The 21267-nt window shown below is 52.9% G+C and carries 18 protein-coding genes; 12 read left to right on the top strand and 6 right to left on the bottom strand.

All coding sequences use genetic code 11. The features are described from left to right. The first annotated feature begins 348 nt into the window (after nucleotides 1–348). The 6 genes from PJE062_RS03600 (at nucleotide 349) to PJE062_RS03575 (ending at nucleotide 6789) form a co-directional block, all read left to right on the top strand. On the top strand, nucleotides 349–1458 hold the full coding sequence (locus PJE062_RS03600) for a glycosyltransferase family 4 protein (RefSeq protein WP_037035877.1): 1110 nt from the start codon (nucleotides 349–351) through the stop codon (nucleotides 1456–1458). Between the two features lie 129 nt (nucleotides 1459–1587). Next, nucleotides 1588–2181: a polysaccharide biosynthesis/export family protein gene (locus tag PJE062_RS03595; protein WP_208982123.1), complete on the top strand. Its 594-nt coding sequence runs from the start codon at nucleotides 1588–1590 to the stop codon at nucleotides 2179–2181. A gap of 51 nt (nucleotides 2182–2232) precedes the next feature. After that, on the top strand, nucleotides 2233–3540 hold the full coding sequence (locus tag PJE062_RS03590) for an oligosaccharide flippase family protein (protein WP_008546377.1): 1308 nt from the start codon (nucleotides 2233–2235) through the stop codon (nucleotides 3538–3540). Beyond that, the gene (locus PJE062_RS03585) at nucleotides 3537–4436 is read left to right on the top strand and encodes an ATP-grasp fold amidoligase family protein (protein ID WP_008547045.1); all 900 of its coding nucleotides are present in this window, start codon (nucleotides 3537–3539) and stop codon (nucleotides 4434–4436) included. Before PJE062_RS03590 ends, PJE062_RS03585 begins: the two co-directional genes overlap by 4 nt. A gap of 95 nt (nucleotides 4437–4531) precedes the next feature. Further along, nucleotides 4532–5491, top strand: coding sequence for an EpsG family protein (locus tag PJE062_RS03580; protein WP_208982122.1), 960 nt, complete (start codon nucleotides 4532–4534; stop codon nucleotides 5489–5491). 125 nt (nucleotides 5492–5616) lie between these two features. Beyond that, on the top strand, nucleotides 5617–6789 hold the full coding sequence (locus PJE062_RS03575) for an amidohydrolase (RefSeq protein WP_008546446.1): 1173 nt from the start codon (nucleotides 5617–5619) through the stop codon (nucleotides 6787–6789). Nucleotides 6790–6842: 53 nt separating this feature from the next. On the opposite strand, the gene ctlX is transcribed toward PJE062_RS03575, so the two are convergent. Next, complete coding sequence (gene ctlX, locus PJE062_RS03570) at nucleotides 6843–7766, bottom strand: citrulline utilization hydrolase CtlX (RefSeq protein WP_008546741.1); 924 nt, start codon at nucleotides 7764–7766, stop codon at nucleotides 6843–6845. Then, on the bottom strand, nucleotides 7763–8833 hold the full coding sequence (locus tag PJE062_RS03565; protein WP_008546896.1) for an ornithine cyclodeaminase: 1071 nt from the start codon (nucleotides 8831–8833) through the stop codon (nucleotides 7763–7765). Before PJE062_RS03565 ends, ctlX begins: the two co-directional genes overlap by 4 nt. 148 nt (nucleotides 8834–8981) lie before the next feature. Here PJE062_RS03565 and PJE062_RS03560 point away from each other — a divergent pair, with 148 nt between their 5' ends. Continuing rightward, the gene (locus PJE062_RS03560; RefSeq protein WP_075697437.1) at nucleotides 8982–9428 is read left to right on the top strand and encodes an Lrp/AsnC family transcriptional regulator; all 447 of its coding nucleotides are present in this window, start codon (nucleotides 8982–8984) and stop codon (nucleotides 9426–9428) included. Here the strand turns inward: PJE062_RS03560 and PJE062_RS03555 are convergent. Next, complete coding sequence (locus PJE062_RS03555) at nucleotides 9425–10312, bottom strand: LysR family transcriptional regulator (RefSeq protein ID WP_008547001.1); 888 nt, start codon at nucleotides 10310–10312, stop codon at nucleotides 9425–9427. The genes PJE062_RS03560 and PJE062_RS03555 overlap by 4 nt on opposite strands. Before the next feature lie 140 nt (nucleotides 10313–10452). On the opposite strand from PJE062_RS03555, the gene dctP reads away from it, so the two are divergent. The 4 genes from dctP to speB are packed head-to-tail and all read left to right on the top strand — an operon-like array spanning nucleotide 10453 to nucleotide 14405. Continuing rightward, nucleotides 10453–11475, top strand: a complete 1023-nt coding sequence (gene dctP, locus PJE062_RS03550; protein WP_008547057.1) for a TRAP transporter substrate-binding protein DctP — start codon at nucleotides 10453–10455, stop codon at nucleotides 11473–11475. Between the two features lie 59 nt (nucleotides 11476–11534). Further along, the gene (locus tag PJE062_RS03545) at nucleotides 11535–12140 is read left to right on the top strand and encodes a TRAP transporter small permease (protein WP_008546333.1); all 606 of its coding nucleotides are present in this window, start codon (nucleotides 11535–11537) and stop codon (nucleotides 12138–12140) included. Continuing rightward, nucleotides 12137–13417 carry a TRAP transporter large permease gene (locus PJE062_RS03540; RefSeq protein WP_008546870.1) on the top strand — a complete coding sequence of 427 codons (1281 nt, stop codon included), beginning with the start codon at nucleotides 12137–12139 and terminating at the stop codon, nucleotides 13415–13417. The genes PJE062_RS03545 and PJE062_RS03540 overlap by 4 nt, the downstream gene beginning before the upstream one ends. A gap of 19 nt (nucleotides 13418–13436) precedes the next feature. Then, nucleotides 13437–14405 carry an agmatinase gene (gene speB / locus PJE062_RS03535; RefSeq protein ID WP_008546342.1) on the top strand — a complete coding sequence of 323 codons (969 nt, stop codon included), beginning with the start codon at nucleotides 13437–13439 and terminating at the stop codon, nucleotides 14403–14405. Between the two features lie 87 nt (nucleotides 14406–14492). On the opposite strand, the gene PJE062_RS03530 is transcribed toward speB, so the two are convergent. Then, the gene (locus PJE062_RS03530) at nucleotides 14493–17054 is read right to left on the bottom strand and encodes an FAD-dependent oxidoreductase (protein WP_008546295.1); all 2562 of its coding nucleotides are present in this window, start codon (nucleotides 17052–17054) and stop codon (nucleotides 14493–14495) included. A 62-nt stretch (nucleotides 17055–17116) separates the two neighbouring features. Beyond that, the gene (gene purU, locus PJE062_RS03525) at nucleotides 17117–17974 is read right to left on the bottom strand and encodes a formyltetrahydrofolate deformylase (protein ID WP_008546712.1); all 858 of its coding nucleotides are present in this window, start codon (nucleotides 17972–17974) and stop codon (nucleotides 17117–17119) included. Nucleotides 17975–18445: 471 nt separating this feature from the next. Here purU and PJE062_RS03520 point away from each other — a divergent pair, with 471 nt between their 5' ends. Then, nucleotides 18446–19483, top strand: coding sequence for a GlxA family transcriptional regulator (locus tag PJE062_RS03520; RefSeq protein WP_008547190.1), 1038 nt, complete (start codon nucleotides 18446–18448; stop codon nucleotides 19481–19483). A gap of 61 nt (nucleotides 19484–19544) precedes the next feature. On the opposite strand, the gene PJE062_RS03515 is transcribed toward PJE062_RS03520, so the two are convergent. Then, nucleotides 19545–21191, bottom strand: a complete 1647-nt coding sequence (locus PJE062_RS03515) for a BCCT family transporter (RefSeq protein ID WP_008547235.1) — start codon at nucleotides 21189–21191, stop codon at nucleotides 19545–19547. Nucleotides 21192–21267: the final 76 nt, after the last annotated feature.

Below are 21267 nucleotides of genomic sequence, written 5' to 3'. Positions count from 1 at the left end.
GTATTTATCGACGTGTAATTGAATATAATTATAATGAAATAGTAATGGCAATTTATTAAGTTAGATATCAATTCCAATAATCCTCATAATACTTATTGTTTTTGCTTTATTGGATTGACTTGCTTGTGTGTGTCGAAATATTACCCTTCAGGTTGCTCTGAATGTTAGATGATCACTGGGGTAAGTGAGTAAAAGTTTAAACTAAAGGCAACAATAGCGGAGGCTGTTCACCAGTCTCATTTGGATCATGTCTCATTGCTGTGAGAGAGGCCGTTGGCTTGAGAGAGTGCGGTATTATAGCAATTGAGTTCGATCACCATATCTAGTTTACTTGATCGACCAAGACACATGCGAATACTTCTTGTTGCTAATAGTAGCTTTAAACTAATCAACTTCCGGCGTTCTTTACTTCAACAACTACAGCGAGAAGGGCATGAGCTTATCGCTGCCACTCCGCGGGATGAGTACACGCCTGAATTTCAAAAAATGGGAGTGACCTATGTTGAGCTTCCTATGGATGCCACAGGGACTTCTGTTGTTGCAGAGCTGAAGTTGTTGCTGCGGATTTTTGAAATTACAAGAAAGCATAAGCCTGATGCTGCGCTTGGCTTCACGATTAAGCCGAACATCTATGGCGCAATGTCTTCTCGTTTGCTTGGTGTGCCCTTCATTCCCAATATTACAGGAATGGGTAGTGTTTTCGATCGTGATGACTTGTTCGCGCGTCTGATCAAGACGCTTTACAAAACCGCCTTCCGGCGCTGCCCTCGTGTTTTTCTTCAAAACCCTGAGGACTTGGCTTACTTCGTGAGAAGCGGCCTCATTACAAAACAACAAGCATGCCTGTTACCCGGTTCTGGGGTAGATCTCACAAACTTTCAGATCACAGCATTGCCTGGCACTGGCAGCCAAAGAACGTTCACTCTTGTCGCTAGAATGTTGAAAGAAAAGGGGGTCTTGGAGTTTGTTGAAGCTGCACGTGCGCTAGCTCCAAATTTTCCCGATGCACGTTTCGTCCTGCTAGGTCCGTCAGGTTCCGGAAAGGCAGGCGGACTAGATGAAGCTGACATAAAGAGGCTAACAGCCGATGGCGTAGTTGAGTATCGCGGGCCGGTTAAAGATGTGCGGCCTGTTGTGGCAGACGCTGATTGTGTGGTGCTGCCCTCCTATTATCGGGAAGGCACTCCTAGGTCATTGCTTGAAGCTGCTGCAATGGGACGCCCGATCATCACCACAACCATGCCGGGATGTAAGGATGTGGTCGATGAGGGACAAAACGGTTTTCTTTGTAAGCCAAGAAGCGGCCAATCAGTCGAAACCGCCATGCGGCAATTTCTTCTGATGAGTGAAGCCGCCGTGAATGAAATGGGCACGGCCTCACGAAGAAAAGCTGAGCAAACGTTCGATGAGCGGATCGTTATCAATCACTACACCTCGGTTCTGCAGCAAGCGTCATAAGGCAGCCTGAACTGTACAGGGTCAGATCACATAGAAAACTCGTAGAGTTACTCTTCACAGAATGCGCTGATCGCACGTTCGATGATCACTTCAGTGAAGAAGGATGGGACAAAAGAAAAGGGAAATAGTGTGAAGCAAAAATGGCTCAATGGCTTAACAAGTCTCTTTATCCTCGGTCTCTTGCAGGGCTGCGCTTCAGGTGAGTTTGCAGAGCAGGAAGCGCAAAACCAGATAACTTCCGACCGTATCTTTTCTCAGCCTGAAGCTTACCGCCTTGGCCCAAGTGACAAGCTCCGCGTTATGGTGTTCGGAGAGCCCGACCTGTCAGGTGAGTTTGTGGTTGATGATCAGGGCAAACTCGATCTGCCACTCATCGGCGACATTTCGGCCAACAACAGCAGCGTGAAAGAGCTAGAGAGTCGCATCGTAGCTGCCCTTAAGGATGGGTATCTCAAAGAGCCGCGCGTGAGCTTGGAAGTGTTGAGTTCCCGTCCGTTCTTTATTCAGGGTGAGGTGGCTCGTCCGGGCGAATACTCCTACAAAAACGGACTAACCCTGCAAGATGCAATTGCTGTTGCTGGCGGCTACTCCTATCGCGCAAATACATCGAGTATTTTCATCCGTCCGGTGGGAAGCAATTACGAGGTCCCTGTAAAGCTAACGGGTGCCCGCCTTTACCTGCGTCCGGGTGACAGCATCCGCATTCCAGAGAGATACTTCTAGTTTCGTGCAAGCTTCAATGAACTATCAGAAAAGCCGTAAAGGGATGCATCTATGATTTCGCGTCTGCTCAGACATGCTGCTGGCATTAAAGTACTCGTTCTTAAAGGAACTGAGGCACTGGCAGGCGCGGCCATGACGATCTATCTGGCGCGTATTCTTGGGCCCACAGAGTTTGGCGTGTTCGCCTTTGGTTTGGCAACAATCATGTTATTAGCGATTCCGATCAAGAATGGCGCTTCAACATTGATCACCAAACACGTGGCGATCGCTCGGGAAGAGAATGGGGCAGAACAAGCCTCGCCACTTTTGAAGACAGGCATACGCCTATCACTGATCTACGCATCTGCAATCATCATGGCCCTTTGGGGTGTCATGATGATCAGCGATAGCGAGAATGTGTTTATTGCGAGTGTTGCGGTTTTTTCTTTGGTACTGCCATTCCTATGTGTGACAGGCCTGATGGAAGGTGTTTTACGCGGCAGTTTTCGCCCAAATGCGGCTATCCTTGTCGGCACTGTTCTCGTGCCGCTCTTGGTGCTCGGTGTCGCGTTTCTTTTAACAGAGCAAATGCGCGCTGAGGGATGGGCCTACGCTGTATATCTTTACATCGGAGCCGGTGCAGCAATTACTATTTTGAGCATCACACTCGCATGGCCTTACCTTCGCACCCTGTTCTCTCAACACGATGGTTCATCAATGAATGGCACCGAATGGCTCAGCCTTGTTGCGCCATTCGCCATTGTGACTGGACTTTTGATCTTCAACCGGCAAATAGACACCATCCTTCTGGGAACACTTGCTGGCGAAAAAGAAGCCGGTATCTACCGCATAGCAGCTCAAGCCTCAGTGCTCGTCACATTTGGAATGCAGGCTATTGGTCATCTGTATGCGCCATATCTTGCAACGGCAGATAAAGCTGCAGCATCATCCAAAATCTCAGGTTATCTGCGCAAAAGCGTGTTGTTCTCAGTCGCATTTGGTGGACTTGCATTGATCACGCTGGCGCTATGGGGGGATGAGGTCATCAGGTTATTGGCAGGCCCTGAGTATCTGGAAGCCTACCCGGTCATGCTCGTCCTATGCACCGCTAATCTTGCCGTCGCTGTAAATGGTGCAACCATGCAGGCGCTTTACATGCAGGGGCATCAGAAACGAACGGCTTGGATCTTCTTTGCTGCCGGTGTCCTATCAGTTATCGCAAATGCTTCACTGATCCCGTACCTGGGCATCAACGGTGCTGCAATCGCCACATCAACTGCCATCGTCACGTGGTCCCTCGGGCTCCGTTGGTTAGCCTGTGATGTCTGGCAACTATCCTTTCTTACACTTTCACCACGCCTTCAGGAGCAAAAATCATGAAGTTACAAAACTTCCTCCCAACCGGACATTTCTGGGACAACGCTCTGTCAATTCTAAATGCACGCAAGCGTTTGGGATATTTTCCAAATCCACGTAATCCGCGCAGCTTCAACGAGCACATCCTTGCACAGAAATGGGCGTTCAAAGGTGATCTGTCATTGGCAAGTCGGGTAACCGATAAAGCCGAAGTAAAAAACTGGCTGGCTGAAATCGGTATGGAGCATTTGATTGTTCCAACTCTGGGTGTCTTCGAAAATACGTGGGAAATAGACGCATTCCACTTTGCAGGAGAACTGATTGCCAAGTCCACTCATGGAAGCGGTAAAGCAGTGATCCGGACTGCTCAAAATGGCAGAGCGTTCTCCATGGAAGATATGGAAGTCTTTCGCACGTGGTTCACCGAAGATTACTACAAGCGAAGCCGCGAGCCGAACTACAAAGGATTGCGCAAACGCATTATTGTAGAGCCTGTACTGCGTGATGAGACAGGTGGTCTCCCCAAAGACTATAAGTTCTTCTGCGCTGATGGGGAACCATTCGTGATCCAGGTCGATCATGGCCGTCACACGCGTCATACCCGTCAGCTCTATGATGCCAATTGGAAGCTGCTTCCATACTCAACCATTTACGAACGTGATCCAGCTCCAATGCCGAGACCTGCTTTGTTAGATGAAGCGCTGGCAACTGCTCGCCAGCTGTCAAAAGGTTTCGGATTTGTCCGTGTTGATTTTTACTTCATTCCATCAGGTCTCAAACTAGGTGAAATGACGTTCTTTCCTGAAAATGGAGCAGGGCGGTTCTGTCCGGCAGAGGGTGATCTGCAAATGGGCCAGCAGTTCGTGAAAGCGAGCCAAACTGGAGACATGCATACAGGATCATTTGAGCTAAGGGCCTAGTACCTATGTGGCCGTATGTCATCATCAGTGGGGTTGTTTACTCTGGCAGCATTCTCTCAGTTCTTGACAGGCGTACGTCTGTCCTGAGCTGGACTGTGCTTGCATCCTTTGCCATCGCACTAAGTGCCTTCATCGGTTTTCGTTTTGAAGTTGGAAAAGACTGGATCCAGTACAACTACATCTTCAAGCTGATAACCGAGCTGCCTTTTGTCGAAGCGATGGACTTCACTGATGTTGGCTACAGTTTTATAAACTGGCTTGCCTTTCAATTAGGCTTTGGCATCTCAGCGGTCTTTTTCTTTTGCGCGGTCGTCCTTGTTGTCGGGTTGATGATGTTCGCTGCGCTAACACCCTATCCCTGGCTGGCCATGGCCATTGCGATGCCTCATATCGTAACGATTATGGCCATGGATCACATTCGGCAAACGACGACGCTCGGCTTCATCTTGATTGGTCTTGCTCTTCTGGCTCGTGACCGGGTTTGGGCGTTTATGGGTTGCATCGTGTTAGGCGCTCTGTTCCATCGCACTGGCATCATGTGTCTCGTTTTTGGATTGTTTCTTGTCCAAAAAAATCGGTTACTTCTTTATCCAGCCGTGCTTGGCATCAGCGCTATCCTCATGAAGTTCCTGCTGGCAGATCAGATAGGGGTCTATTTCCTGCGCTATGTCGAAACTTCAGCAGGCTCTAGAGGGGCGTTGATCCGGCTGCTTCTGAATGCTCTGCCGGCGGTAGGTTTCCTGATCTATGGAAAGTACGCAAATCTTCCCGAAAAACTGGATAAAGTGATGCGCGCCATGGCATGGGCTGCTGTGATATCACTTTTGGTGCTGCCACTGCTCCCCTCTGCCGTCATCATTGATCGCATTGGTAAGTACTTCCTCCCGGTTCAAATTCTGTTCTTCCCACTCCTCGTATCTCTGCTCCACGGATATGCACTTCGCTTTATCGCGACATCACTGCTGTGCGCCTATTTGTTCCTCACGCAGTTTTATTGGCTCTATACAAGTGAACTCGCGGACTACTGGGTGCCTTATAAAATGACACAGTTTTAAGGACGGCTCCGAAACCAGCAAATAACCCGGCCCCAACCTGCAAAATCTATTGCTTCGCAGGTGAGGTGATATAGATTTCCTCAAAACACTTTGAGCTGATGCTCGGGTTTGGGGAGGATGTTTTTATGCTGGATGCGGCTGTTAAGGCTCTGACGGAGGATCAGCTGGAGGAACTTATCAAAGTTCGCCATACGCTGCATATGTCGCCGGAAGCCTCTGGGGAAGAAGAGCAGACGGCGCGGTTTGTGGTGGAGCAACTGAAGCAGATTGGTGCGGACCGTGTTGTGAGTGGGATTGGCGGCTTTGGTGTCATTGCCGAATATCAAGGGGCTACAGACGGGCCAACGGTGATGATCCGGTGTGAGCTGGATGGTCTGCCGATTGAGGAAATCTCTGAGGTTCCCTATCGCTCGCAAGTTCCGGGTAGGGGGCATCTATGCGGTCATGATGGGCATATGGTGATGGTACTGGGCGTCGCGCATATGCTGGCAAAACATCCGCCGCACAAGGGCCGTGTACTGCTCATGTTCCAGCCTGCGGAAGAAACCGGGGCAGGTGCGCCAGCCGTCATTGCGGATCCAAAGTTCGCAGAGTTTCGCCCCGATTTTGCATTCTCATTACATAACCTGCCGGGCCGCCCGATGGGCGAGGTGAGCATATGCCGTGAATATGCCAACTGTGCATCTCGCGGCATGCAAATCAATCTGCGTGGCAAGAGTTCTCACGCGGCAGCTCCGGAAGATGGCCTGTCTCCAGTTACTGCAATGGCAACACTCATGGGAGAGTTGGCTGAACTGGGTGCTGGCGGAGAGATGAATGATCAGTTTGCGCTCAGCACCTTAACCCATGCCCGTTTGGGAGAGCCGACGTTTGGCATTGCGCCGGGCTTTGGCGAGCTGCGCGTCACGCTGCGCTCCATCAGTGATGCTTTAATGGATGATATGGTCGCGCGGGCAGAACAAGCTGTTGCCAATGCAACGAAAGATCTGGAAGTCTCCATTTCCTGGCACGATATCTTCCTGGCTTGCGTCAACCATCTGGAGAGCCGGGATCACATCATCAAAGCGGCTAAGTACAATGGTGCAGCACTGAAGGAACTGGACTATCCAATGCGATGGTCAGAAGATTTTGGTCGGTTCGGATTGGATGGAGCCAAATCAGCCATGTTCTTTTTAGGTTCAGGCGAAAACCAACCTCAGCTGCATAATCCGGACTATGACTTCCCGGATGAGCTGATCCCAATCGGAACAACAATGTTCACCACATTGATCGACCAGCTGCTTGGGCTAAATGATTGATCATTAAAACTCATGTCCGCCGAGATTGAGCGCGGCGGGCATGAAAATTCATATCAGTGGCGCGGTGACAAGTGCAGTCCCGCAATGGTGCACCGCACGGAACCTCCAGCCAGTTCCAATGTTGGAATAGCTAGCGGCAGCAATGTCGCAGAAGCTGAGATCCGCTCTCGTTGTTCTTCCATCAGTACATCATAAGCTGTCTGCGAAAGCGCAAGCAATGGACCGTCCTTGCCCATCAGCTCGATTGCATTGCCGGCAAAGGAGGACACCTGCGCATTGCTCAGCTCAATCACGTCCCGTCCAGTCGATTGTAGACGAGAGACCACTTCGGCACGCCGTGCAGTGTCCGTGATCATCTCGGTGCCGATCAGCGCAAAGTTGGTTCCAACGCACATCAAAACATTGGTGTGGTAGATGGAGGTGCCTTTGTCGTCTTCCGCCGCGAACACCATTGGCTCGAAGTTGAAGTGCGTACAAAAGCGCTCCAGTGCAATCGGGTTGGTCCGGTCACTTGCAACCGCATAGGCCACACGGTCGATATGATCGAGCACCATGGCACCGGTACCTTCCAGATAAAGACCATCCTGCTCAAGGCCGGAGTAATCAATCACATCCTGAACGCGGTAGTTGCTCTTGAGCATCTCAAGAATATCCTGCCGACGCTCCAAACGGCGGTTTTCTGCCTTCATCGGGAAGATGGCCACATGACCGCCCGCGTGGGTAGAAAACCAGTTGTTCGGGAAAACGCAATCCGGGAGCCCCGGATTGTCGCCCTCAAACACATGCACCCGAACCCCATGAGCTTCCAACTGCGCAATCATGTCAGAGTGCTCATCGTAAGCCTGCTTGGCATGATCCGCATCTGTCGTGATCTCAGCCTGAAAGGCATTGTCTACAGCAGTTTCAGCGTTGACTGAGAAGTGATGGGGCCGAACCATCACAACGGCACCAGGGGCCTGAACTGAGGTCCGGTTCATGCAGTCTCTCCACCTTCAGGATTGGCGCGCATCACCATTCCAAAGAGGTCGCGGGGATCATCCGGGTCTGCCAGCATGTCCAGATCATGATAGAGGCCAGTGCCTTCCAGCTGATCGCGAACATAACGCAGTGCGGAGAAGTCCTCTGTTGCAAAGCCAACACCATCGAACAAAGTAATCTGACGGTCGCTGGTGCGGCCTTCTGCCTGTCCGGTGATGACCTTCCACATTTCAGTAACCGGGAAGTCTTCAGGCATCTGCTGAATTTCACCTTCAACGCGGGTCTGTGGTGGGTACTCAACAAACACGTCAGAGCGAGAGAGGATGCCGCTGGCAAGCTCGGTTTTGCCTGGGCAGTCGCCACCAATCGCGTTGATGTGCACACCGGTACCGACCATGTTGTCGGAAAGAACGGTCGCGTTCTGCTTGTCAGCCGTACAAGTGGTGATGATCTGCGCGCCAAGAGCAGCTTCTTCCGGGCTCTTACATGGCTGCAAGGTCAAACCACGACCTTCCAGATTACGCATCAGCTTTTCTGTCGCCTTTGGATCAATGTCGTAAAGGCGCAAGGTTTTGATGTCGCAGATTTCCTTCATAGCCAGCGCCTGGAACTCGGACTGAGCCCCGTTGCCGATCATGGCCATGGTGTGGGCATCCTTTGGAGCCAGATGCTTGGCCACAACGGCAGAAGTCGCCGCAGTGCGTAGCGCGGTCAGCACAGTCATCTCAGTCAGCAACACCGGGTAGCCGGTGTAAACATCAGCCAGAAGACCAAAGGCAGTCACAGTCTGCAGACCTTCCTTGGTGTTCTTTGGGTGGCCGTTCACATACTTGAAGCCGTAGGTCACGCCATCAGAGGTCGGCATCAGTTCAATAACGCCTTCCTTGGAGTGGGAGGCCACGCGAGGGGTCTTGTCAAACAGCTCCCAGCGACGGAAGTCCTCTTCCACATACTCGGCAATGCCGGAGAGCATGGTTTCAACGCCAATGCGGTGAACCAGTTTCATCATGTTGTCGACGCTGACGAATGGAACGAATGCACGTTCTGACGGGGCAGGGGCTGACATGAGCTTTCCTCAAGTAATTACAGTTTCCCTAGTATCAACTGTACAAATTGCAAAAAACATATCAATCTTGCTAAGTATGCAAGATAGTTTTTGACAGATTGGTATGTGATTTTTATATTATTGTTAAACCCATGGGTTGAGGCGGGGCATGAAGCAAAACCAGATTGCGAAACACATATATGACGACCTTGACAGGCAACTGATCGGCCTGTTGCGACAGGACGGGCGTGCTCCGGTATCAAAACTCTCTCAGATTATGGGAGTCTCAAGGGCGACCGTGCAGGCACGTATGGATCGCCTTCTGGAGACGGGGGCACTTCTTGGGTTTACCGCCCGAGTGCGCGAAGATTATGACAGCGGCGAAATCAGAGCGGTCATGATGATCGAGGTGATGGGGCGCAACACCTCACAAGTTATTCAAAAGCTTCGCGGTTTGCCAGAGCTTCAGGTGCTGCACACCACAAGTGGAAAGTGGGATCTGGTTACAGACATACGTGTCGAAAACCTCTCAGAGTTCGACCGTGTGCTGCGTGAGGTGCGCCTGATTGAAGGCGTCATGAACAGCGAAACCAGCATCCTCCTCTCAAGTGTCTAAATCACCCCTTCCTGCAGCAAGGCCTTGATGAACCATTCCACCGCCTGTCTGTGAGACTGGGATTTGCGAGAGGCCACATAGAATTCTGAGGTCCACGTCAAGTTAGGGTGCTCCAGCAAGCGCATATTGCCGGTTTCAACCCACTGTGTTGCATAATGGTCCGGTAGAACGCCCAGAAACTTCCCGCTCAAGATAAGCGCAGCGGCAGCTTCCATGTTGGTCACTATTGCCTTTGGCTCAGGTGTTTTGGCATCACGCGCAACAATCATATCATAGGAGCGCTGGCACACGGCGTGATTGCTCAGGATCTCCGGTGAGATCTCATCCTTGCCCGCGTCAAACAGCTCATGCTCGCGACCACAATAAAGAAAGTGGTTCTCGCTGCAGACCTTGATGTACTCCAGCTCATCCCGCTTTCGTTTAAAGGGCGCCAACGCAATATGCAGGCTACCGGTGATCAGGCCTTCTTTCAGATCATTGGGAGAGGCAACAACGATCTCCAGATTGACGTCGTTTTCTTTTGAAAAGAACCGCTGCAATGCAGGCACAAGCGGAAAGCCCGGCAAGCTGATCACCGTATCCACGATGCCAATGCGCAACTGTCCGGTGATGGTGCCGCGCAGCTCCAGAAGCTCCGCATCAAAGTCCTCAACCATCCGGATGATCTCGCAGGCTTTTTCATAGGCGATCTTGCCGCGCTCGGTCAGTTGAAAACCACTGCGCCCGCGCTCACACACGCGATATCCCAGCGCAATTTCCAGATCTCGGATCCGGCAACTGATGGCGGATTGAGAGATCCCCAGCCGGAACTGAGCCTCTGAAAAACCACCACATTCCACAACAGCACAAAATGCTTCCAGGAGATTGTTTCTGAGAAGTTTCATCTAATGTTCTTTCTGTTCTCAGATAATTTAATTACATTGATATATTTCATGTAAACATAACTTATTTGATATTTTTTCTCAGTTCAACATCGAGTGTGCTGGTGGCGAGGAAGGAAGAGCGAGTTCTGTGGGAGGATCAAATGAGCTCAATTCTTAAGTCGCTAAAAGCAATGACTGCTGCAATGGTTCTGAGTGCTGCACCGCTCAGCGCCCATGCGGAAGACTGGAAGTTCGCTATTGAGGAAATTCCAGGTTCCATCATGGATGCCTACGCGCAGGAGTTCAAAAAACGCATTGAAGCCAAGACCAACGGGGATGTGACCATCACAATCTTCCCGATGGGCACACTTGGCACGCCAACGGACACGGTTGAACAGGCAACGGACGGGCTGATCCAGTTCACCAACGTCTCTATCGGTAATCTGGGCACCATCGTCCCGGAAAGTCAGATTTTCCTGCTGCCTTATCTGTTCCCCTCTGATGCCAAGGCAGTCTCTGACATTCTGAACAACTCCAAGACCATTTATGATGATCTGAACGATGATTTCCGCAAACGTGGTCTGGAAGTGTTGACCATGTACTCCGAAGGGCCGCAGGTCTGGACGACGAACAAGGAAATCAGAAACCCGGATGATTTCTCCAATTTCAAGATGCGTGTGATGGTCTCTCCAATCCTGCTGGAGACCTACAAAAACATGGGCGCCAGCCCAACACCGCTGCCATTTGGCGAAGTGTTTGGTGCATTGCAGCTCGGTGCCGTTGATGGACAGGTCAACCCGGTCCCAACCATCGAGGAAATGAAGTTCTATGAAGTGACCGATTACCTCATCTGGGCAGGTGAGCAGGAGCTGGTCACCACAGTTGTTGCCGGCACTGATTGGTTTGACACACTCTCACCAGATCGGCAGAAACTGGTTCGGGAAACCATGGCCAGCATGTCCGGGTTTATCGATGGTGTCGTTACAGACTTCAACCAGAAGCGCCTCGATATCATCAAGTCCAGCAAGCCGGATATCAATCTCGTTGTTCTGTCAGAAGAAGAGCGTGATGTTTTCCGGGCCCGCAGCGAAGCAACTGAAAGCGCGTATGTGGAAGCAGCCGGAGATCGCGGCAAAGTTCTGCTCGACGCTCTGAGAACTGAGATCGCGTCAACTCATCAATAAAGGAATACCCACACTCCAGCGAATAGCATGGGGTGTGGGCTCACTGGAGGAGGGAACCGATGGAACCCCGTTCTGTCCCCTTTAAGCTCCTCGGGAAAGTTGACGGCATAATCTGCAAGATTGAGGTCTTCATCCTCAGTTGGGGCATCATCGCCATGGCTGTAAACACCATCGCGAATGTGTTCGGGCGCTATGTCTTTCATCAGTCGATCTACTTTTCAGAGGAACTCAACGAGTTCTTGATCGTCATCATCACGTTCATGGGACTGGGCTATGCCACGCGAAAGGGCATCCACATTCGCATGTCTGCCATCTACGACGCATTGCCAAAAAAGATGCGTAAGATCCTGATGATCCTGATCACGATCATGACTGCAACAATGATGGCCATCCTCACATGGTACGCCGTTGAATATGTTGCCAAAGTCGCTAGCCGCGGCCGGGTCACACCAGCGCTGCAAGTGCCGCTTTATCTCACCTACATCTGGGTGGTGATCGGCCTCGCTTTGGCAACCCTGCAATATCTCCTGACAGCCCTACGCAACCTCAATCTGGCTGAGGAGGAGATCTACGTCTCCTATCTGGAAGTGGACAGCTACGAAGACCCGGAAACAGCCGCTGCTGTGGCGCGCTTCGTGGAAAAAGAAGAGGGGGCTGCAAAATGACAGAACTCATGCTCACGGTCATGATCGCCCTGCTGCTCTTCGGCTTTCCCATGAAGATGCCGCTGATCTCGGCGGCGTTCATCGGCTTTCTGATCTACTTTCCAAACTTCAGTCCGCAAATCCTGATCCAGCAGATGATCGGCGGCGTCAAGCCATCCGCCTTGGTCGCCGTGCCCATGTTCATTCTGGCAGCAGATGTTATCACACGAGGTCATTCAGCCGATCGCCTGATTGATGTGGTGATGCGGTTCATGGGGCACATCAAAGGCGGTCTGGCCATCTCAGTCACCAGCGCCTGCGCATTGTTCGGCGCAGTTTGCGGCTCAACACAAGCCACCGTGGTGGCAGTTGGTGGCGCCATGCGTCCGCGTATGCTTAAGTCCGGCTATTCAGACAGCTTCACCATCGGCCTCATCGTTAATGCCGCTGATCTGGCCTACCTGATCCCGCCATCCATTGGCATGATCATTTACGGCGTTGTGTCGGGCACTTCGATCTCCCAACTCTTCATCGCGGGGATCGTACCTGGGCTGATCATCGTGGCGTTCTTCTCCGCCTATTGCATGTGGCATGCCTATAAGCACGACATTCCGGTGCTGGAACGCTCTGATTGGGGCGAGCGACTGACAGCAGTCAGACGTGCCGTCTGGCCCATGGGCTTCCCGGTCATCATCGTAGGTGGCATCTACGGCGGTGTCTTCTCACCAACTGAAGCTGCGGCCATCTGCGTGCTCTATGCGGTTGTTCTGGAAGCGTTGATCTTCAGATCCATCCGCCTGCGAGACCTGCCGGATATTGCTCTTTCAACGGGCGCAATCACCTCTGTGGTGTTCATCCTGATTGCGGCAGGCGCGGCGTTCTCATGGACCCTGTCTTTTGCGCAGGTGCCACAAACCATCATCAGCTCCCTGGGCCTCAACGAAGCCGGTCCAATGCTCACACTGACAGCGATCATTCTGGCCTTCTTCATCGGCTGTATGTTTGTCGATTCAATCGTGGTGATTTTGATCCTGGTGCCAATCTTCGCACCGCTCATCAAGTCCACGGGGCTGGATCCGGTTCTGGTCGGTGTTCTCATCACACTGCAGGTCGCCATTGGGGCAGCCACACCACCATTCGGCTGCAACCTGTTCACGGCCATCGCTGTGTTCCGCAGACCGTTCGTGGATGTTGTACGCGGCGTACCGCCATTCCTGCTGATCCTGCTGCTGACCACAGCGCTGGTGATGGCGTTCCCACAAATTGCGTTGTTCCTCCCGGAACTCGCCTACAGATAATCAAGTAACGGAGAAAAATATGTCTGAACATGGATATGCGTCCGGGCGTTTGAACCTGCCATTTGTCGGCATCTCAACCTTTGGTAAAAAAGAATACGTATGGGATTGGGATGCCATTGATGCAGACGTAGCAGTCCTCGGCGCACCATTTGATTTCGGAGCCCAGTGGCGCTCCGGTGCTCGTTTTGGCCCACGTGCTGTGCGCGAAGCATCCACGCTGTTTTCCTTCGGTCACGCAGGGGCTTACGACCATGAAGATGATGCAACCTATCTGGGCGGAGATGTTCGTATCGTTGATATCGGAGATGCAGACATCATTCATACGAAAACCGAAGAAAGCCACGCAAATATTCAGGTCGGTGTGAAGAAAATCCTGGATGCAGGCGCGCTGCCTGTGGTGATTGGCGGAGACCACTCCATCAACATCCCATGTATTCGCGCGTTTGAGGAAGATTGCGCCAAGAACGGCCCAATCCACGTCATTCAGATCGATGCACACCTCGATTTTGTGGATGAACGCCATGGCGTCACTGAAGGCCACGGCAACCCGATGCGCCGCGCGATTGAGAAAGACTACGTCTCCGGCATGACTCAGCTCGGCATCCGCAACGTATCCTCAACCGCCAAAGAAGGCTACGACGATGCCCGAGCAAGGGGCTCTGACATCCTGTCCGTCCGTCAGGTGCGTGAACTGGGGCCGGAAGCAGTGCTCAGCCGCATTCCGGAAGGTGCACGTTATTACGTGACCATCGATATCGACGCCTTCTGCCCATCCATCGCATCCGGCACAGGCACCCCTAGCCATGGTGGTTTCCAGTACTATGACGTTCTGGAAATCCTGCAGGGCCTCAGTAAACGCGGCGATGTGGTTGGCATGGACCTGGTGGAAGTAGCCCCAGCATACGACCCATCAGATTCAACCCAAATCCTCGCCGCCCAGCTCCTCCTCAATTTCATCGGCTTCATCTTCCATAACAAGAAAAGCTGATTGAGCTGAAAGTGCTTAAAACCAAAAGAAATCCCGGGTCTCAGCCCGGGATTTTCATTTTGAGGAGTTGGAGTTGAGAACCGTTGATCAGCTCCGCGGTTTTAGGTTCTCCGGGTCATAAAGCGGTGCGTAGCCGATGCCGACCACTTCAACTGGATACACCTCGTCGAAGTAAGAAACCTCAAGCTTGCGGCCTTCCTCGCAGTACTCTTTGGGCAGGTAGGCCAGGGCGATGTTTTTGCCGATGCTCGGGCCATAGGCGATGGACGTTGTGTAGGAACGCCGTCCCAACTCATCCATCAAGGTTTCCCCCGTCTCTGGATGCATCACGGGCAGATTGCCAACCGGGAAGCGGGCGACACCGTCCTTGTCGATATTGTTGGTCATCACCAAAGTGCAGAGCATTGCTGGCTGAGCCTCACGGGCACGATACGCAATATGCTTCTCCTTGCCCCGGAAATCAGCAGCCTTCACCTTCGGACGGGCCAGATCAGCCTCAAACAGATTGTACTGTGTATGCAGATCAGCGTTTTGCAGGCGCAGGGACTTTTCAAGACGGCGCGAGTTTGCGTAGGTCTCAACACCAACCGCGATCACTCCAATCTCACGAAGTGCATCCCATACCGCAAGCCCATCCTCATAGCGCATATGCAGCTCCCAGCCTTGCTCCCCCACATAGGAGATGCGGAAGGCTGAAACCGTTTTGCCTGCAATGGTAATCTCGCGGATCGCTGCAAACGGGAAGTTCTCCACGCTCAAAGCGTCGGGATCATCAACTACCTTCTGCAGGTTCTCACGAGCATTTGGGCCCCAGATGCCAATAGTGGTGTAGTCCTCAGTCACATCGGTGATGGTCACATCCCAGCCGTTGTCATCCGCAACGCGCTGCATATAAACAAGATCTCGCGGCCCTGCATCAGCGCCATTCACCAGTCGGCAGCGATCTTCCATGCGGAATACCGTAAAGTCCGCACGCACATTGCCATCGTCATCCAGCATATGGGTGTAAATGCCTTTGCCGATGTTGTTGTCACCGCCAATCTTAGCAGCACACAACCACTCCATAAGCGTGACATGGTCCGGACCGGAAATATCCGTGATGTGGAAGTGCGAGAGGTTGATGATTCCGCAATCCTCACTCATCTCCAGGTGCTCAGCATTGGAAACCCGCCAGAAATGCCGGTTGTCCCATTCATTCTCGCGTTCAGGCACTCGGTTGCCATGCTTGACTAGTAAGTGCTCGTTGGCCGCATACCCGTGCGCGCGCTCCCAGCCACCCAGTTCCATGAAGTATCCGCCCAGCTCTACCTCACGCTCATAAAACGGCGAGCGCCGAATACCGCGCGCATTGGCAAACGGCTCACGCGGGTGAACCGGTGGATTGTAGATCTTCTTCGCTGTTTCCCAGCAACGATCATGAATGTACTGCTCGTTCAGCTGAAACTCGTTAAACCGGGAAAAATCAACGGAGTTATGGTCGATATGGGTCTTGCCATGGGTCATCCAGTCGGCAATCAGCTTGCCCATGCCCGGACCGTCCTTGATCCAGATGCCCACCGCATACCAAAGCCCGCGCAGCTTGCGGCTTTCACCTATGGATGGGCCGCCATCAATGGACGTTTGCAATAGACCGTTGAAAGAATGGCTTTCGTTGAATCCCAGCTCTGCCAGAACCGGTGTCAGCTCCATAGCTTTCTCAAGCGGTTCAATCACGTCTTCGAGCACCAGATCCCGCTGAGACGGGGACAGGCGGGCCTGATCTTTCTCAAGGATCTCACGTGGGTGAACAAGGCGAGGGTTTTCTTCGTAATAGTATCCCCACTCGATCTGACCGCCCTCAGTGCTCTTCGGGTCGCCCGTATCGCGCATATAGGCTGAGTTGCCCTGATCTCTCAAAAGCGGCATGCCGATCTCAGCGCCGGTGCCTTCAAACTCGTTGTAAGGACCAAAAAAGGTGAGGGGGTGATCCACCGGCATCACGGGCAGGTCTTCACCCGCCATCTCCGCAATCAGGCGGCCCCATAGCCCTGCACACACCACCACGTGATCCGCATGGATCGTGCCGCGCTCTGTCACCACGCCAGTGATACGGCCATCTTCTGTCACCAATTCCAGCGCGGAGGTGTTTGCGAAAATCTTGAGATTGCCGCTGTCAACGCCCTGATCAATCAGCTTGCCCGCAACGGTCTGTGAGCGTGGTACCACAAGGCCAGCATCCGGATCCCACATGGCACCCTGGATTTGATCCTCTTCCAGAAGCGGAAATTTTTCTTTTGCTTCTGCTGCGCTGATGATCTTCACATTGGTGCCAAACGCCTTGCCGGAATCCACGCGCCGCTTCAGCTCCGCCATGCGTTCATCATCACCCACACGGGCCACTTCCAAACCACCGATTCGTGCGTAGTGGCCCATCTTCTCGTAAAAATCCATGGAATACATGGTGGTCCAGCAGGTCAGCAGATCGTGGCTGGTGGCATAGCAAAAGTCAGAGGCGTGCGCTGTGGAGCCGATATCTGTCGGAATGCCAGACTTGTCGATACCGACAATGTCGTTCCAGCCGTTCTCAATGAGGTGATGAATGACCGAGGCTCCAACAATGCCGCCAGCGCCAACAATCACAACTTTCGCTTTGCTTGGAAATGCGGACATGATCTCGATCCTTTACTTCAGTGGAGCACTCGCTGGTGTGGGGGAGCGTTTGACAAGGGGCTTTATGAGGTGAAGACGACGGTGCTGTTGTCGTTGAGCATGACGCGGCCTTCCAGATGGTATTTGACCGCTCGGGCCAGCACGCGCGATTCAATATCACGGCCCGTTGCCACGAAATCCTCGGCTGTCATGCCGTGGTTCACACGCTCAGTTTCCTGCTCGATGATCGGCCCTTCATCCAGATCCGGTGTCACGTAATGTGCCGTCGCGCCGATCAGCTTCACCCCGCGGTCATGCGCCTGATGGTAGGGCTTTGCGCCTTTGAAGCTTGGCAGGAATGAGTGGTGAATGTTGATGATCATGCCGAAGAACTTGCTCGACATCTCATCGGTCAGCACCTGCATGTAACGCGCCAGCACCACAAGCTCGGCATTGGTGCTTTCAATTAGTTCCGACAGCTTGGCTTCCTGCTCAAGCTTGTTCTGCTTGGTGATCGGCCAGTGGTGGAACGGAATGCCTTCGTGATCTGCAACGCCCTGACTGTCCGCATGGTTGGAAACGATTGCCACAACCTCCGCATCCAGCCAGCCCACTTTGATCTGATAGAGCAGATGCAGCAGCGCATGATCAAATCTGGAGACCATGATGATGATCTTGGGCCGCCGCGAGAAATCTTCCACTTTCAGCCGCATCTTGAAGCGATCAACGGCAGGCGACATAGCCAGCTCCAGCGCGGCTTTGTCGATGTTTTCAGGCACACGCACGGCAACGCGCAGGAAAAACTGGTTGGTCTTGCGATCGCAGAATTGGTTCGCTTCAACAATATTCGCGCCGCGCGACGCCAAAGCAGAGGTCACTGTCGAAACAATGCCCGGCTGATCAACACAGGTGAAGCGGAGGATGAAGGTGGTCTCACTCACTGGAATTGTCTCTCCCAATCAAATTCCCAAATGAAACAAGGCGTTTTGCAGCGACCTTGGCATCATCAAACCATCAATTTGGCGAGATTTGCCGCCCGGAAATAGGAGATTTGCGTCACAATGGGATTACCCAGACGACATTTGCCGCCCCCAACACTCCCGAGCTCACGCCTGATCAATTTTCACGGCAAAGCAAATTCATTGCATAGCCAATCAGACTCAAATTAAGTATAAATACTGCATGACTTAGATGCGTTTGCTGCATCTCTTCTCATTGGCAGGTCCACGATCAAACAGGCCACCAACGGGAAAGGGAATGACAAGTGCAGATCAAGTCGAGATGGTCAGAGCAACAGGATATTTGTGCCACTGAAGACAGGTTGAAACTGACCGGGATCGCATGGACCCGGAGCGCAAAAGCCAATGGAGACATAGGCAGAGACCGCTCCGCATTTTGGGAGAGCATCTTGTATGACACAAGCGACCTCGCAACCGACCACCGCGCTTCGCAAACCTGTTGCCAGGCAGGAGAAAACCCGCTTGTCCGTGGGCTTCATCCTCGCCAAACGCTTCACACTCTGCGCCTTTGCCAACTTTGTGGATGTGCTGCGCCTTGCCGCTGATGAAGGTGATCGCAGCCGCCCGATCCTGTGCAACTGGACCGTTCTCTCCGACACCATGGACCCGATCCCATCAAGCAGTGGTATCTCCGTGCATCCAAAGGAGCGGCTGGGTGACCCGCGCAGGTTCAACTATATCGTTGTCGTTGGTGGTCTTATTGAAGACGGCACAGACCTGAGTGCCGGCTATCAGAACTTCTTGCAGGAAGCCGCTGCTGCCGGTGTCCCGCTCGTGGGCGTTTGTACTGGCGCATTCCTTCTGCACCGCGCCGGATTGCTGGATGGATACCGCAGCTGCGTCAGCTGGTTCAGCCATTCCGACTTCAAAGAACAGTTCGACGGACTTGATCCGGTCACTGATCAGATCTTCGTGGTCGACAGAGATCGCCTCACATGCGCAGGCGGCGTCAGCTCCGCCCATCTGGCGGCCTATCTGGTGGACAAACATGTAGGCACGGCACATGCCAACAAAAGCCTGCACATCATGATCATCGATGATGCCCATCAGGCTGAAAAGCCCCAACCCGGCATTCCGCTGGATCTGAAAACCCAGAACCCCATCGTGCAACGTGCGCTGCATATCATGCAGCAGAACATTGACGCCCCGATCTCCATTCAGGAAATCGCGCAGCGCATGGGCAAGAGCAAACGGCAGATTGAGCGCTACTTCCGCCTGTCCTTGGAAACCTCACCGCAAGTTGCGTTCCTCAACATCCGGCTGGACCTTGCCCGCCATCTCGTTCTCACCAGCCAGAAGTCCGTCGCCCAAATTGCGGTCGACTGCGGGTTCTGCGATTCATCCCACCTCAGCCGCATGTTCCGCCGCCGGTATGGCTGCACGCCGCAGGTCTTGCGCGGCCTGCCAGCCCCTCAGGAACAGGTCGCCTGACGCAAAATTGCCGCCGAGGCCTGAACCTCAGCGGCATCTTCATTCGCAATAACAGTCAGTTCTATCGAGGCTCGCTCGCCAAACCGCGCCAAATCGCAACGCACATGATAAGCAGCACGATTGTGAACGGCAGACCGGTTGAAATCACCATGGATTGCAGCGATTTGAGACCGCCAGCAGAAAGCAGCAGCACAATCGCGATCAGGCCTTCAAACAGACACCAGAACACGCGCTGTGGCGCAGGCGCATCCACTTTACCGCCAGCTGCGATGGTGTCGATCACCAGAGAGCCGGAGTCGGAGGAGGTGACGAAGAACACGATCACCAGAACGATACCGACAAAGCTTGTGATGGTTGCCCATGGCATAGCGTCCAGCATAGTGAACAGCTGAACCGGCAGAGCGGCCTGCTGAACGGCTGTGTAACCGTCATTGACGATCTGGCTAATGGCAGCGCCGCCAAAGATGGACATCCAGAGCACACACACCAGAGATGGGATCAGCAGCACGCTGACAAGGAACTCACGAACTGTACGCCCACGGCTCACACGTGCGATGAACATGCCCACAAATGGCGACCAGGAGATCCACCAGGCCCAGTAGAACGAAGTCCAGCCTTGCATGAAGTTTACATCTTCACGACCCACTGGACTGGAAAGGGCAGGCAGATACTGCAGGTAAGCGCCGAGGTAGTTCAGCACATCCGGCAGCAGGATCATGCTTGGGCCAGCGATAACCACGAACATGACCAGTAGAACGGCAAGGCCCATGTTGATCTCAGAAAGCAGCTTCACACCCGCTTCCAGGCCGCGCACAACAGAAACCAGAGCAACTGCGGTGATGCCGGTAATCAGAATAACCTGCCAAGTGCTGTCAATCGGCATGCCAAACAGCTTGTTAAAGCCAGAGTTTGCCTGCACAGCACCAAGGCCAAGAGAGGTTGCCAGACCGAACAAGGTCGCGAAAACTGCCAGAATATCAATGATGTGACCCGGCCAACCCCACACACGTTCACCGAAGATTGGATAGAACGCAGAACGGATGGTGAGAGGCAGGCCTCGGTTATAGCTGAAGAATGCAAGGCTCAAACCAACCACAGCGTAGATCGCCCATGGGTGAAGACCCCAGTGGAAGATGGAAGCCGCCATACCAAGACGGATTGCTTCTTCCTGCGTTGCTGCTGCACCAAGTGGCGCCCAGTCAGTGCGCACGCCATCTGCACCAACGGTGGTGCCGCCAAGGGCGGAGGAGAAGTGGCTGATTGGCTCAGAAACGCCGTAGAACATCAGGCCGATGCCCATACCAGCAGCAAACAGCATGGAAAACCAGCTCATGTAGCTGAATTCAGGTGTCGCTTCCTTACCGCCAAGGCGGATCTTGCCATAAGGGCTGACCACGAGAACCAGACACAGAATAACGAAGATGTCGGCAGAGCCGATGAAGAACCAGTCAAAGCCTTTGGTCACTGTCGAAAACAGCAGGCTGAAAACGGAGTTTGCCTGTTCTGGCAAAAAGAGGGTGTAAGCAACAAAAGCAACAACAGTCAGCGCTGAGATCGCAAATACCGGATTGTGAATGTCAAAGCCGATTGGCCCAAGTTTTCCTTCAATATTGTCTTGGCCAAGACTGTAATCCGAGTCTGCCAGTTCGTCCGATGGACTATCTAAAACCCCCGCCGGGGGGCGGTCGGAGTTGTGTAAATCAGTCATGCAGCTTCTCCTGTGTTGGACCTTCTATTTTGTGGTCAGGAGAGATCCTTTGGCTGGACCTTTCTTATCGTTCTTG

The sequence above is a fragment of the Pseudovibrio sp. JE062 genome (assembly GCF_000156235.1).
In the GTDB taxonomy this organism is placed as follows: domain Bacteria; phylum Pseudomonadota; class Alphaproteobacteria; order Rhizobiales; family Stappiaceae; genus Pseudovibrio.
Note: the sequence above shows the minus strand (reverse complement) of the source record. Positions and strands in the feature narration are given on the sequence as shown.